At 57.4% G+C, this 14,556-nt stretch carries 12 protein-coding genes and 1 pseudogene; 2 read left to right on the forward strand and 11 right to left on the reverse strand.

Annotated features, from left to right (window positions below; all coding sequences use genetic code 11):
* Positions 1-43 precede the first annotated feature (43 nt).
* Both NDI65_RS20175 and NDI65_RS20180 read left to right on the forward strand, forming a co-directional pair.
* Positions 44-916: a DUF6293 family protein gene (locus NDI65_RS20175; protein WP_310894189.1), complete on the forward strand. Its 873-nt coding sequence runs from the start codon at positions 44-46 to the stop codon at positions 914-916.
* Positions 917-982: 66 nt separating this feature from the next.
* On the forward strand, positions 983-1,432 hold the full coding sequence (locus tag NDI65_RS20180) for a hypothetical protein (RefSeq protein WP_310894219.1): 450 nt from the start codon (positions 983-985) through the stop codon (positions 1,430-1,432).
* Here NDI65_RS20180 and NDI65_RS20185 read toward each other — a convergent pair.
* The 11 genes and pseudogenes from NDI65_RS20185 to NDI65_RS20235 form a co-directional block, all read right to left on the reverse strand.
* Positions 1,363-1,554 (reverse strand): annotated as a pseudogene (locus NDI65_RS20185) (hypothetical protein); the annotation flags it as partial. The gene NDI65_RS20180 and the pseudogene NDI65_RS20185 overlap by 70 nt on opposite strands.
* Positions 1,554-1,844 carry a hypothetical protein gene (locus tag NDI65_RS20190; RefSeq protein WP_310894190.1) on the reverse strand — a complete coding sequence of 97 codons (291 nt, stop codon included), beginning with the start codon at positions 1,842-1,844 and terminating at the stop codon, positions 1,554-1,556. The pseudogene NDI65_RS20185 and the gene NDI65_RS20190, both read right to left, overlap by 1 nt.
* A gap of 212 nt (positions 1,845-2,056) precedes the next feature.
* Entirely contained in the window at positions 2,057-2,521 is a 465-nt protein-coding gene (locus NDI65_RS20195) for a nucleic acid-binding protein (protein ID WP_310894191.1), read from the reverse strand.
* Positions 2,518-2,769, reverse strand: coding sequence for a ribbon-helix-helix protein, CopG family (locus NDI65_RS20200; protein ID WP_042662721.1), 252 nt, complete (start codon positions 2,767-2,769; stop codon positions 2,518-2,520). Before NDI65_RS20200 ends, NDI65_RS20195 begins: the two co-directional genes overlap by 4 nt.
* A 214-nt stretch (positions 2,770-2,983) precedes the next feature.
* Positions 2,984-3,406, reverse strand: a complete 423-nt coding sequence (locus NDI65_RS20205) for a hypothetical protein (RefSeq protein ID WP_345784715.1) — start codon at positions 3,404-3,406, stop codon at positions 2,984-2,986.
* A gap of 546 nt (positions 3,407-3,952) precedes the next feature.
* Positions 3,953-5,464, reverse strand: coding sequence for a primase-associated protein (locus NDI65_RS20210; protein WP_310894193.1), 1,512 nt, complete (start codon positions 5,462-5,464; stop codon positions 3,953-3,955).
* Entirely contained in the window at positions 5,461-6,345 is an 885-nt protein-coding gene (locus tag NDI65_RS20215; protein WP_042664192.1) for a DNA primase, read from the reverse strand. Before NDI65_RS20215 ends, NDI65_RS20210 begins: the two co-directional genes overlap by 4 nt.
* Positions 6,342-10,181 (reverse strand): ATP-binding protein, encoded by a 3,840-nt coding sequence (locus NDI65_RS20220; protein WP_310894194.1) that lies wholly within the window; start codon positions 10,179-10,181, stop codon positions 6,342-6,344. The genes NDI65_RS20215 and NDI65_RS20220 overlap by 4 nt, the downstream gene beginning before the upstream one ends.
* Positions 10,174-12,378, reverse strand: a complete 2,205-nt coding sequence (locus tag NDI65_RS20225; protein WP_310894195.1) for a transferase — start codon at positions 12,376-12,378, stop codon at positions 10,174-10,176. The genes NDI65_RS20220 and NDI65_RS20225 overlap by 8 nt, the downstream gene beginning before the upstream one ends.
* On the reverse strand, positions 12,371-13,492 hold the full coding sequence (locus NDI65_RS20230; RefSeq protein WP_310894196.1) for a hypothetical protein: 1,122 nt from the start codon (positions 13,490-13,492) through the stop codon (positions 12,371-12,373). Before NDI65_RS20230 ends, NDI65_RS20225 begins: the two co-directional genes overlap by 8 nt.
* Positions 13,493-13,494: 2 nt before the next feature.
* The gene (locus NDI65_RS20235) at positions 13,495-14,556 is read right to left on the reverse strand and encodes a hypothetical protein (RefSeq protein WP_310894197.1); all 1,062 of its coding nucleotides are present in this window, start codon (positions 14,554-14,556) and stop codon (positions 13,495-13,497) included.

Genomic DNA, 14,556 nt, shown 5'->3' on the forward strand with positions numbered 1-14,556 from the left:
ATACAAACAGTTTTACAAATTTGAGGGTCCTGACTAGAACTATATGAACGAAAAAGTCCACATCATCCCCGTCGGATTCGACTACGAACGGCTCTTCCAACCCATCACACAAGGCAACCTTGAAGCAGACAAAATCCACCTACTGCACTCCGCACGCAAAGAGAACACCGAGGAAGTCCAGAACCTCGCACAGAGAATGGTCGACAAACTTGACGAGACCTTCGGAAACATCCTCGGCAAAGACGTCAAAATAACCTCTGTTGAAGACATATTCAAATTCGAAGATATCTACCCAATGGCCTACGAAATGATCAAAACAGAGGTAGAAAACGACAACGATGTCTGGGTCAACATCTCATCAATGCCGAGAACAGTCGCATTCGCATATGCAACAGCCGCCAACTCACTCGTAGTCGAAACACCTGAACTCAGGGATCAAGTACACACCTACTACGTCTCACCTGAACGCTACCTCATCACCGAGATGATACAAGAACTAAAAAAGGAAACAGAATTCCTTGATAAGCAAGATGGACCAGAGTTCGAAGAACGCCACGACACTCTAAACACGTTATTGAGCGAAATCGAGAACAGTGGCACCACCAAAGGCGCGAAGAAGATGAACGGCGGACTTCACGTCGAATTCCCTGTTGTACCCTTCGCCGAGCTCCACGAATTCGAAAAACAGATCCTCCGATTCTTATTCGACCATGGAGAGGCCGAATCAACTTCAGAACTTGCACGACAGCTATCCGAACAGACTGGCGAAGACATCGAAATGGACTCGTTCAAGAGCAAGGTCCAGTACAACATCAAGCAACTAGAAAACAAAGGGTTCGTCAAGCGCATACCCGAGAAAAACCGGTATAGACCACGGCTCTCTACGATGGGCGAGCTTTGGGTTCAAACACACTAAATCTCGCCATCCAACACCAGCCTTATGTAAGATTTTTATAATTTCAATGCCATTATTGTCTTTATTATGCCTACTATATCTGTTGATATCCCCAGAAGGTTCTATAGGTACGTGGAGTCCGAGGTTGAGGAAGGCCGGTACAAATCCAAAGCCGAGGCGATCCGGGCCATGATCCGCAAAGAGATGGAGTGGAAGCATTCGGTTGATGAAAAACTCTCACAAAGTACTGAGAGAAGATACAGGAAGCAAGAAAGCGTGGAGACATTGAGGGAGACGTTGGAGAGCTTATCGAAGACAGTCTTTGAACAACAGCTCAGAGTTGACTTTGAAGAATTCTCAGAACCAGTGAAAACCGATGTCGCCAAAGAAATCGAAGAACTGGGTGAAAACAATCTGTCTAATCCTTGGAAACATTCTGATGTCAAGTATCTGCCTGGGCAAGGAGGCGTGTCGACGACCAGTCCACAGCCGTCACAGGCGACGTGGTCGCGCTCGTCGGGATCCGGCTCCGTCTGAATCGCGCAGTCGACACAGATCGGGTGAGTGACCCGCCCATCTGTTCCCCACGAGTGCGCCTCGCCAGTCTCGGTGCCCGGCGGGACGTCACAGAAGGCACAGCCAAGGAGCGTCTGCTGCATCACTCGCCCTCCGCGTCGGCGTCGCGGCCGGCCGTCCAGCCACGGTGGAAGACGGCCAGCTGCGTCGATGAGTCGAACGCGGTGCCGCTCGGCTCGTGAACCAGAACTTGGTCCTCGGGTACCGGAGTGACGACGTCCGCGTCGACGAGGTCGTTGACCAGGCGTTGGCCTGTCGCGTCGTCGACGTCCGCCGTGTCGACCCCGATGGCGTCGCGGTCCTGGGTGAGCTGTTCTTTCTCGAACTGTTCGTAGTCGCAACTCGTGTCGTCGTGCGAATCGGGACCAGACATAATAGGTCACGCAGCGCTCATGGTCGCGTGCTGCACGCCTCTTGGCGGGCACGAGAAATAGCGTTCTCGTGCGCACACCAGAACGCGCCGCATTCTGGAGACGCTGAGAAACAGCCCAGTCGGAGAATCAGTCCGATCGCGGGTAGCGATAGCCGACGACGGCAACGTCGTCGGTGAACAGAACAACCTTCGGAAAGTCGAGAACCGACAAATTAGCTCTCATCGAGGAGTGAGATACCGTGCTCAACTACAGCGTCAGTAACGAAGAGACTCGTTTCAGTCTGGAGTGCTCGCATCAGCTCAGCCGCCGCTGATTTCTCGAGTTCTCCCCGTGTAGACGCAAGCACCAGAATCCCAATCGAGCCATGGACTTCCACATCGCGATCGTTCGCAGCGTCTCGTGCTGCAAGGTCATCAGTCAGGAGTACGGCAGCGCGTTCAGATGCGATGGCGAGTGCAGCTGTCTCACCGGGATCCAACTCGACACCAAGATCAGTTGTGTCACTCTCGACCAGTTCGTACTCAATGGTTTCAAGCGCAGATGGGACCATCCCCGCCTCGAGTTCTTGGTAGACAGTCTGTGGAATCAGCAGCTCGTCGACGACCGAGAGCAATGCAAGCGCGTCAATCTCGTCGAGATGAATAATGGGGCCCGCATCAGCAACCGCGAGGATCACGCATTCAGTCCCCACCGAACGTCGTCTTCGACGACCTGTACCTCCTGCTCTGCTCGCTTGACACGGTCTCGACCGACGAGGTTGATTGCGGTCTCGCGGTCGATGTCGTCGTCTATGTATCGCGAGAGGACGAGGTCAACCCAGAGATCTTCGACGCCGCGTTCCAACGCCTGTTCGAGGATCTCTGATTCGGGGATACCCCGCGCTTCGGCGATTTCTTGCACCCGTTCAGTGAGATCCGTGGCCATGGATAGATGATTGCTCTGTGGTGACTTAAACATCTGTGGACCCCCTCTGGGGGTTCCCAGAAATGACCTTGGACAACCGTTTCGTTCATGCTCACATCGACATCGTCCGAACTACCACTCTTCGCGAGATGGGGGTTCCGTTTGCGTCGCTGCCACTCCGTTAACCAACATCGCGGAAGTCTGCGGATCTGTGTTGGTTAACGGTGTGGCGAACTCAGAGCTGATGAGTAGGCATCACGCGGAACGTATCTGGCTCAGCATTCGGCGTCTCGTCAATTCGGTCAAGGGATAACCGCGAGAGTCGGCTAACCAGTTCGTCACGAACCGCACCACGGCTGACTGTCGTTTCGTGCCAGCCGAGACGCTCGTCGAAATACCGCTTCTGGAATCGCTGCCCGACATCGTCAACGGCGATGAACTGCGTCCGCTTCACGCCCGCTAGGTTCGTCGAGACGAACTCGGCTCCGACGTCTTCGTGAGTAAGTTCGACGAGTACACGCTCGACAAATGAGACGATGCCAGTTGGACTTCTGCCGTGAGGGAGTGCTAGTTCAAGACCTGCCCATGGTTCTTCGCTCGGTTGTTCAGTATGCTCGCTATGTAGTCGTGATCGCTGTTGCTCGTAGTCGGAAGACATGGTTGTTGAGTGGGGGCCTACGACAGCCCCCCTCGCCCCTCTCGGGGTGACAAACTCCACCGCGGATCGCACCCTCATCTAATGAGTGAATTCTGAGATATCGGCTAGAGACGCTCGTCGTTTGATGGCCCTTCGGCCGGAGAGAGCCAGCGGCGTTTGTACCCGTGTACCCTAGCCTTCCTTTGGATGATTTTGGAGGTGCAGAGAGAGTTGAAACGCCCTTAGATTTAGCAAGAGGCCCGTCGGGCAGTTTTCAGGCGTTACTAATGTCCTCGACGGGTTCCGAAAAATGGTGATTCAGCGAGATTGTGCTTGACGAGGTGTTGAAAGCCCCGTATTCGAGAGGGTTGGGGTCAGGTTAGAATCAAGCCCTAGCAGAACTGACCGATCCCAACTGATGAGTTGCGAGACTATCCTTCCAGCACGGTACCCATTCTTGTCCAAATTGGTCGACTGAAAGCCTGAAAAGTGCATGACGGGTTTTCAACCTCCGTCACATCGTTCTCCACTGAGAATAGTAATCTAACTGACTTTTGGCTATCTGCGTTAGAACTCGTTTCCGTTACCCTCCGTTCCACTTAGTTGGTCATACATCTCGTCTGGGAAGGGGAGACTTCCCCAGATCGAGTAGGGGCACTGCTCCTGGCCGATGCAGTACCGCTGCATATCGTCGTTGTCACAGTTCATCGGAAGCGGGGTGTCGCCTCCAATGGTGTTCGAGAACTCGTAGCGAATCTGGTAGTCAGTGACCTGTTCGTCGTACCAAGGCCACCGAGAGAAGACGTCCTTGAGGTCTGTGACAATCGTCTCGAGGCCACTATCCTGGTACTGGGGAAGCCACATCACCATCCGAGCGAAGTTGTACAGGTCCTTTCGGACTGGTTTCTTCTCGTGGAGGCGCTCGGCCATATTGGCCATACACGGGAGTTCGAATAGGTCCTCGATTGCCTCGACGTCGAGGGGCTGGACGCCACGCGAAGACTCCTGAATCCGATAGTGGTTCGTATTTCCGTGCTCTCGAATGGTCAGACTCCGGTGGTCGCGCTGGGATGCGAGAAGGTTTCCGAGACTCCGAGGACTCGAGATGCGATTACACACGTCTCGCTTCCAGCTCGCTTCTGGGTCGTACGCCTCCACTGCTTCAAACAGCTCCTTCGCCGAGTGGAACTCTCCCAGTGAGACGACCTCGTCTGGAGCGTCTCGAATCGCGTCTCTGAGCACACGGATGGTCCGTTCACCGGGGTTCCAATCTCGCCAGATTCGTTCGTGGTGTCCCGTCTCGATGAAGCGGTCGATACGCTCTGTGATGGCCGACTCATTCGTCGTTAGCCACGTCAGCTGGTCTTCAGAGAGGTTCTCCTCCTGGACCCGCAGGAGCTTCTTGAACGCACGCCTGGCGTACTCGCGATACTTCGTGTCGAAATCACCGACGGGCACATAGAGGCAGTTGTTCTCGACGCGAGTGAGCAGTTCCCCGGCTTCTCCGGACTCAGTATCGGCGTGAACGAGGCACTTCCTCGATGCTGCGGCCATCGGGATTTCGAGATACAACCCCTCACCGAACTCGGGCATCTCTTTGATCCCCGTACAAACGCGACCGGGGTGTGGTCCGTCCTCTCCGGGGTCTTTTGCGTACAGCACCTCTGCGATATCCTGTTGGAGACTCCCATCACCGAATTCTCGAAGGAGGGAAGCGAGATTGTTGACGTAGAGCTCACGAATATCGTAGAGGACCTGCACCGTTCGCGGTGGGGCGTGTTCGAACTTCGGGTGTGCCTTGACACAGATAGCACTCAACGTCGCGAGGACAGCAAGTATTCCAGGTTTATCGACGAAGGGCTCCTCTGCGGCGTCGGCTCTGACGTCTTCTTTGAACGCCGCCGTCCCAAACCGTTCGAGGTCGGTCAGTAGATCTCCTGGTTGCTCTTCGCCGTCGACGATGTAGCGATTGTAGCCCCGGGTGAACAGTTGGTTGATCCGCGTCGTACCATATTCGGGCGGAAGCGTCGCAACGCGATAGGCAGCCCGCTCGTCCTCAACAGGCGTTGACTGAGTCATTCTCTGAGCACCTCCGGTATCGTAGACTGAACGTCAAAGTTCGGGCTCTCAATCGGCGTGACGATACGACAGACATCAGTGTGCAACGAGTAGGGGAGCCGAGCAACCCGACGGCGGTCGGCGGTAACTACTGGGTCGATGGGAATCTCGTAGGTGTCTTGCAGAAGGTCGTTCAGTACTTCTCGACTCTTAGCGTCGTACCGATGAGCGAGGTCCGTATCGAGAAGATAGACGTGAACGCCTTGACCGCTGTACACCACCATCGTTTCCTCGGCGGTGAAGTCGTCCTCGAAGATGTCCCGCACCTCGAAACCGTACTCGATGGCCTGATCTATATCCTCGAAGGCATACGGGTAGCCTGCTGGCTCTGCCTCGAGAATACCCGCGGAATCGAGCAGTGCCTCGCTGTCTCCCAAACCATCCTCGTCCGACACTACCCGTGTTGCTCGCTCTCTGGCTATCGTTTTCGCGTCGATATCGATCAGGAGCACCCACGGTCGTTCCCAGTGATCGAGGGCGTAGTAGACCGCATCAGGACGCGGGTCTGGTTTGTCGAGCAGATCAGGATCGGCGAGCGCGAAGTCGCTCCGCCCGAGTGGATCGTTCCGTGCTGGATGGCGGATGAACTCGAGGACGTCGTCGAAGTCGTGGAACGCTGCTGAGGTCCGGTCACCTGAGGCGTTCGTCTGCCACGTATCTCGACGGATGAAGTCCTTGTCTGGGACTCCGTCTTTCCGTACCGGATGTGGTTCTCGAAACGCGAGTGCGTACTGTTTCGGCCCCTTCGCGGTGATGAACGATGGGAGTTCGTCAACGTATGAGGGGAACTCCTCTGTGTAGTACCTGTAGATCTCCTCGCGGGTTGCGTGGCGCCAACTCATGAATTGAACTCCTCGTCAAGCTTGTTGAAGCTCCGAATCGTCGTCATCCCTTCTGCGTTGAGCGATTCAACGGCTTCTCGAATATCCGAGAACCGACGCGCGGCGCGTCCGCCTACGCTATGCTCTATCCGGTCGGCTTCTGCGAGACAGTCCAACACCTCGACGGCTGTCTCGCGCCTGTTGAACGCCCAGACAGCGTTCGCATCTACCGCACTCTGCTTGTCATAGTCGTCAACCGGTGCGTGTTTGTTGTTACTCGGGAGTTCGGCTTCACCAACCCACACGAGTTCCCCGCCAGCGTCGAAGCCGGCGACGTCGAACACCGTCTCTTCATCGTATTCGTAGTACGGCTTGACCTGTATGACGTCGTCGCGGGAGTCTAACCACAGTTCGAGCAGCTTCACGCCGACCTTGTGCGGCGTCTTCTCACCAATATCTCCTTGACCAGGGCCGACCTTGAGCTTCTGTCCGAGCAGTTCACGCCCTGCCGGGAGGACGGTGTAGTATTTCCGACTGCAGGCTCGCCCTTCTTCGAGCAGGTTTTGCTCGGCGAGTCGTTGTACGTCCAAGTTCTCAAAGTCGCTTTTGAACGCACTCATATGATCCAAGAGCGTGTGAGTTGGTGCATCTCGGTTCATCACGTCCAAGACACGAGCCAAGAACTGGACATCATCATGAGTGAGCCCACGGCGCTGGAGCTCGTCATCCGGGACGGGTACACCACCAGACTGGACTGGTGACGACCCACTTTCGTCGACAGCAGCCTGCTCTTCTTCATCAGCTGGTTTGCCCGACTCAGCCATCCCAGTATTCCCAAACAGGGAGGTGGTAGTGTCAGTGCCTTTCTCTTGCTTCTCTTCGTCGCTTGCTGAACCACTGGTTGCTTGTCCAATGAACGACGACTGGGGCGAGTCCACCGAGTTAGCCGAATCAGCGGGTGCCGACTGTTCATCGGTTGGTCTACTCCCCCAGCCCTCGTCATCGGCCGTCTCCGGTTCGATGGGAGTCTCACCAAGTCCGTACTGAGCCTGTGTTCGCTCTGATAGTCGTGGCAAGGCCACGGTCTCGAAGTGGTCCGCCTGGTCGACAGAGAGCGGTTCGTCGCTCTCTGGATGGCCAGCCGCTATCGGGAGCGGCTTCACCGAAAACGGGGCAGGGCCCGTCTCCCCGAATGACGGGCTCGGGAGTTGGGCGATCCACTCCCCGCTCGGGAGCGTGTTAATCCGATTTCGAAGGTCGGTCGGACTCAGGTCTTCGTGGGCCAGCGATTCAGCGAGGCCGCGTTCGATGGAGATGTTTCCAATGAGCTTCGTCTTGATGTTGTTGAGAACCTCGTCGTAGGCGCGTTCGTTCCGATTTCGAACCTGCCCGGGGAACTGCATCACCAGTCCCATACTCAGACCGAACGACCGCCCCTGTGGAAGCAACTGCTCGGAGACGAGTTTCGTTGCTGCGACGGGGGCCGCCTCCTCGATGATGAGGTTGGTGAGGTTCTCGTAGTCCGTGTTCCCGTCACGTCGACGCACCTGCACCGCATCCCAGAGGTTACTCAACAGGAGGAGTGTGATCGCTCGCTGTGCCTCCGGGCGGAGGTCGCCCAAGTCGAACAGAATCGTGGTGTCTTCGTCCAGGAACTCGCGGAAGTCGAATCGGTTGTCGACGTATTCGCCGTTGTCGTCCTGTTCTGGGACGTGGCTGAAGATCCGTCGCAAGTGGGCGTCCTCTCTGAGCTTATCGAGGCGGTTCCCGACGGCGTCCATCGATACTTGGAACTGGTGGTCGTCCTTCGCGAAGTGCCGTGTAAGCGACTCCTCGATGCTCCGGTTGTCCGCCGAAACCGGTGGCACAGTTCGTTCCCGCTGCATCTCGAGTGCGGCCGCAAAGAGGTCGTCTAACCCAAAGACGTCGCTTCCGTACTCCTCGTCGAACAGCGCCTTGATGAGGTAGCTGAGGATCTCGTTGGCAACGAACGCTTGTCCATACTGCTCGCGGCCCATGATCATCCGCATGATATCGTGGAAGTGGTCGACCTTGTCCTGAATCGCGTCCGCCCGATTCCGTCCAGCTTCGAGTGCCGGCCGAATATCGAAAAAGGAGAATGCTGGAATCGTCTCGGGGACGCGGAACTGGTAGACATCGTCCAGCCCGTTGAAGCGCTCGTAATGACTCCGAAGGTAGTTGGCGCACATCCCGTCGCCCTTCGGGTCGACGATAACGACGGGCCCACCGGTCGTCGCACGGAGCGACAGCGCATCGTTGATGATTGCTTTTGACTTCCCGCTTCCAGTCGAGGCGAACCGACCGTAATGTGTCGTCAGGAGCTTCGGCGGAATCCGAATCGGACGCTGTTGCGGCGAACCGTTCTCATCGAGTGCATACCCGATGGCCATTCCCTCCCGGAACTGCTGGACTAAGTCCGGGTTGGGCCACGGAAGCGGATCACGGCTCTGCTGTTCGGCACGCGTCCCTCGCGTTCCTTCGACCGTCAGTTGGTCTGACGATGGAACCAAGATGAAGTTCGCAAGCTCAGCACCACAGAGAACTAAGTCAGGCCGGGTCTTACCACGTCCAGTCGTCACTTCCCGCGAGAGGAGTCGCTGGAGCGCTGCTCGCGCGTGTTGTTCTTTCTTCGATTGTCGGAAGCCACGGTCTCGAAGTCGCGTCGCTTCGATCTCGTAGAACGGGCCATCAAGTGGGTCGAACACTGGTGCCAGTGACGACAGGCGGTCATCAAGCGCGTCGCGACCAGCCTCACTCGTTGGTACGCCAATCGCCCGGATGTTCGTCGTGTACGAGCGTTTGGGGTTGACTGCATCAATCGCGTCAAGCCGCTTGACGACGATATCACTCAACTCGTCACGCGTCCGCCGTTCGTACTCCAGTTCGGGGTCAAGCAAGTCGCCAAGGATTTTCTGCGACAGCGTATCCCGGCCATCATTCAAGTCCTCTTTGCGGAGTTCCGCATCCGCTTGCCAGCTTTCCCGACGCTGAAACACGACTTGGAACGCGAGCGGTTCGCGCGCATCGTTCAGATGGTCGATCAGCGACGCGAGCACAGCCCCCGGCTCGTCGACCGCCGGCAACGTGCTCTCGTCGGGCGTCGCCGTCAGCGGTGTCAACGACGACATCCAGTCTTGCTTCCGAACTGCCGACCCACACCATCGCACGCCCCGTGGTGAGACGGAATCAACCGCAGGGCGGGCGAGAATCGTCCCGTCTGCGGTCAGCGTCGGCTTCTCGACCGACGTGGGCGAAACCTCGTCAGCGACCGACTCAGTCGTTTCGAGTTCGACAACTGTCTCTCCAACCGACACCAGTCTGTCCGCCGTTCTTCCACCCATCTCGTCGGCAGCGCCCGTCGGTGAATCCCCAGACTCACGTGTTGTGGTTGTGCCGCCGTCTGGCGCTGTACCGGCGTCGACGTCTGCAGCCGAATACTGCTCGTCGTCGGTGAATTCATACTGCAGATCACCCTGCTGGTAGCGCTCGACGAACTCCTCGTGAGACAATGCAACCGGATGAATCAACTTCGACGCCACGTCCACCTCGACACGCTCGATATCGAACGTTGTCGGATAGATTGACCGAAGCCGCTCTTCGAGTGTTCCGAGATAGTCGTCAGCACCATAGTAGAACTCAACCGGGGCGTCTTGCCCCGTACTAAGCGCAAGGAACTCGAAGCGCGGTGGTGTCGCGGATGTAAACGGGTTGAGTTTCGACCGCAGCCCCGAGCTGTCAGGGGTCAGTTTGTGGAGACTCTCAAGGGTCTGCGGGATGCCACGCGCTGTGAGTGCCTCCGATGTCGGCGTCACGCGAAGATACTCACGCTCACGCATCGTCGGTTCCTCCAAGCCGGCCGTTGTCAGTTGCTGTTGAATCAGTCTGCATGTCTTGTAACTCTCCGTTTGCGTGCTGCGCTAACTCCGTCCGAAAGGCCTCAATATCCGCGGAGACCGCTGTCTCACCAGCCCCGGGCAGCGACGCCCGCCGCTGCTCGGTCGGATCGAAGTCGATGACCTGCTTTTCCTTGGACATCGCTTCGACTCTGATACCACGCCACTCGCCGTCGACGCCGACCAAGGCTTCTGAAAAGCCAGCGTCTTCGTTCCCGGGAACCGCGTCCTGCACGTACCGCATCTGAGCGTGATTCAGGCCGAACTCGTTGGCCCATTCCGCGTCCATCCCATCAAGGCGATGGAACTGCTTAACGGCACACTGGTCAAGGATGGCTTCGGATTCAGCGTGCTCGAAGAACTCGTCGACGGTCTGGGTGACCAGTCGAATCGAGAGATCGTGGTGGCGGTGATGCCGAAACACCGTTTCGAGGAACGCCAGACTCGCGGCGTCCTGCATGATGTACCGCGCTTCGTCGATCACGAACACGACCTCCTTGTCCGTCTCTTTCGCCCGCTCGTAGACGAGCGAGATGAGCAACTGCATCGTCAGGGCCGTACTGCTGTCGACGCTCCCTTCTTGCTGGGCAAGGTCGAGGTAGATGACTTTCTCGTCGCGGATGTCGAACTCCGACTCTTTTCCGAGGTTCGCGTAGCGGCCCGCTTCCTCGAAAGGCCGCAGTTGGTCGATCAACCACGTCGCATCGTTGCTAAGTTTCTCGGCTTCTGCGTCCGACCGAACGACGAACGATTCGGGGTCATCAACCATCTCCTCAAAGACGTCTAACATTTCTCGAATCGTCGGGCTCGGGTTGCCGTGCGTCGTGATATCATCCGTAATGCCATGACGCTCATAGGCGTGTCTGAGTCCGAGTTCGAGTGTTGTTCGGCGGTCACCGAGTGAGATGCCACGGAGGGCGAAGAAATTCGTCAGGAAGCTCATCGCGTCGTCGAGTTTCTCGTTGAACGGACTCGCGTCTTCACCCATTGCCCGTTGGACATGTTCGGGCGTCTGGCGGATTTCGAGCGGGTTTAGCCCGAGTGTCCCGCCGACGGTAATTCGCTTGGCGTCGAGCGCTTCGGAGACGCCTGCCCAGTTGTTGAGCGGTTCGAGAATAATGCCGATGCGGTCCTTGCTCTGTTCAATTGACCGGATGAAGTTCTCTTTCGCACCGAACGATTTGCCAGAGCCCGTGTCGCCGACAGTGAACATCGCATAGCCGTTATCTCGGGCGAACGGGTCGATAACGACCGGACTCTGGTTGTCCTTGTGGATTCCGAACTCGACGCCGCCTTCTTCGAGAATCGTCGCGTTGTGTGGCGACGCCAGAAGCGAGCCCACAGCGCCACCGAGCGCAATCGACTCCCGACCAAAGACGTTGTCGCCGATTGGCGCGGCGGACTGGAGTGCGAGGTCCTGTCGGCAGATAGCCGTCTTCGGCGTGAGGTTCGCTGGTTCGTCACGGAGCGCGCTTTTGACTGCTCTGACGGCATCTCGGAGGTCGTCCGTGCCGTCGGCGCGGACGGTGACGAACAACCCTTGGTCGAACACACTCGCGCCACTCTCGACGGCCTTGTACGTCGCCGCCGCTTCGTTGGCTCGCTCTTGGAGGTACTCACTCCGGACGCTCTGTTCTAAATCGGCGTCGACCTGCAGGTCGTCTGCAATATCCTGCAGTTCGTTTCGTGCGCGTTGCTGGTTCTTCGGCGTGATGTGCGCCGTGAGATCGAACTCGACGTCGGTCAACTCGAAGAGGTCACTCAAGTAGCCGTCATTCGGGTAGTCGGCGTAATCAGCGATGTACAGCGTTGACGTCCATTGTTCACCGACGCGAGCTGCACGAGTATCCCATTCAATCGCTGCTGGGGCCGTCGCCGTCTTGTGTGACTCCGAGATGTCGTCGAGAAGTTGGCCTTCTGCGTCGCCCGCTTCAAGCGTCTCCTCGTCGAGGACGACCGAAAAGTCGACTTCCGGCTCGTCGTCGGTACGATATCGTTGCCAGAGGACTGTCCCACCAACGCCGAGCACCACGATGGTGCCCAGATAGAGTGCTGCACCTTCGGGGGATGTCGGCTGTTGGGCCCACTGCGAAAGTTGAGTAAGCACGGAGCGACTCGACTGCAACGGGAGGTTACGCATCGAACGCCACCTCGCGGCGTGAGCGGCCGAGAATCGGCTGTTCGCGAATTACGTCTGCTTCGGTCTCAAACTCGTGTTCCTCGCCGTTCCAGAAGTCCATGTTCAGAACGAACAACTCAACCGTGCTGAGTCGGTGGGCGGACCAGCCAGATGCCTGCTGGATGAACTCGGAGCGGACATCCGCGATACGGTCGTCAAGTTTCTCGAACATCTGGGCGCGACGCTCCGCGTCTGAGAGGTCCGCACGCCGCGTGACAAACGGGTTGAACAGGATGCCGATCACGGGGAACTGCGTCAACTTTTCAGCCGGCGTTCCTTCGTCGCGGTATCGGTCGTAGACTTCGAGCGGCGTGACTTCGACGCCGATGTAGTAGCGGACCTGCTGAATGCCGCGGTCACGCATCTCTTTGGGCCGCGTCTCTCGATACTCTTCGAGGAGTTCCCGGAAGATCGGGTTCTGTGTGACGTCCTCGTCGGTGAGTCGCTCCTCGATCGTCTCGGTGATCTGTTCGACCGGGAATGACCGGGTTGTTGCGTGGAGTTTGAGCTTCGAGTCGAGTTCTTTGTTGGCGAACTCAGCACCTGCATCCTGGAGTTGCGCCCAGTCGTCGGCCATCGCGAAGTCCATGTTCCCCGGGTCGATTTCGATGAACGCCTCCATCGCGCCGTCGGTCCGCTGAATCGCGCCGGCGCCGGGCCACGCTCGCTCGATATTCGTGAGGTCTTGGGTTCGCTCGTCTGGCGTGAATGGTGTGTAGTTCGCGAGTCCGCCCTCGTTGCGTACGGGCTCGTTTGTTTGGCTGTCTGGATGGTCTGGCGCACTCACCGTGATGCGGGGCCGTTTGACGTGCCGATAGACGTCTTTCGTCCAAGTCCACGCGTTCAGATGGTCAGGCGCGACGTAGACGATGGCCGCGCCAATCCCGAGTCCGCTTGCGATAAACGGGACAGCGAGTGATTCAACCCCAGTAAGGCCGGCGAGGAGCAACCCACAGATTGGGAGGGCGATGAGAACGCCGACGTCGCCCTCTTCGATGTTGAGGTAGGGAATGCGACTCGCTTCGCCGAACTGGTCCATGATACGCCGGGCGGCTGTGTCTTGATCTGTCGACATGGTTAGCGGGTGCGGGGTTCGTTTTCGGTCCGCCGGTACGACGGCAGTCCGTCGCTGTCATCAGTCGAGTCACGCTGTGCGGCTGCTCGCTGGGCGAGGGCTTGGCCGGCGGCGGCTTTCGGCCCCCAGCGGGCGGCGGTCGTTGCAACGCCAGCGCCGCCGACATACGCGCCGGCTGCGACGCCGCCGACGAGGGCTGCGCCTCGCGTTGCACCGCCGATGACCTTCGCGGTGAGTGGCGTCGCATACGTGAACGTCTTCCACGTGAGATAGAGCGCGATTAGTGGGAGTGATGTCGCGACAAGATACTTCAAAAATGGACTATTAGGGGTGAGAACGCCTTCAGAATAGAGCAAGTCGTATCCTTTGAACACGACTGCTGCGGGGAGAGGGAGAACTGCAAGAGGAACAAACCGCTTACAGAAGCCCATAGCGATGTCGGAAAGAACCGGAAGATTGCCATAGGCAATAGCAAACGCAATCGGCATTCCATACACATAGACGTAAACCAAGACCTCTCGAATGTAGTAGAGCGCTTCAAGCACCCACATTGAAAGACCGCCCATGACAGCGAAGAGTAAGCTGAGCCCGGGGTTGGTTACTGTTTCTCGGAGGAAATTCAGCATGACATCGCCTAGTGAACTCAAACTCGGTAGAAGGGCGATTGTAAACCCATCAACGATATACAGACCGAGGACGCTCACCCAGTACCAACTGACAATAAGACACGCCCCAACCCAAGCAGTCTTCTTCGTGCGTCTGGCTTTGTACTCACTCCCGACATTGAAAATCCGCATCGTGTGTCGCCCCTGAACGCACATCACCAACAGGAGTAGCGAGATCAACATGATCTCGCCGCCGACGAGAGCATCTTGAATGGCCGGCCATGCACCATTCGTTGGTGTCCCGAAAACGAACACACCATCAGTTTCGGGAGTCGGGGTTCCGAACATCTCAGTAGAAAGTGTCTCGTACCCCTGATTTACACCCTGCATGAACAGAGACGTCACCCAAGCAACGATCTTCTTGAATCCCTCTAAGACGATATCAATCAGGTCAACCAT

This window comes from Haloferax sp. S2CR25 (genome assembly GCF_031624535.1).
Classification (GTDB): Archaea; Halobacteriota; Halobacteria; order Halobacteriales; family Haloferacaceae; genus Haloferax; species Haloferax massiliensis.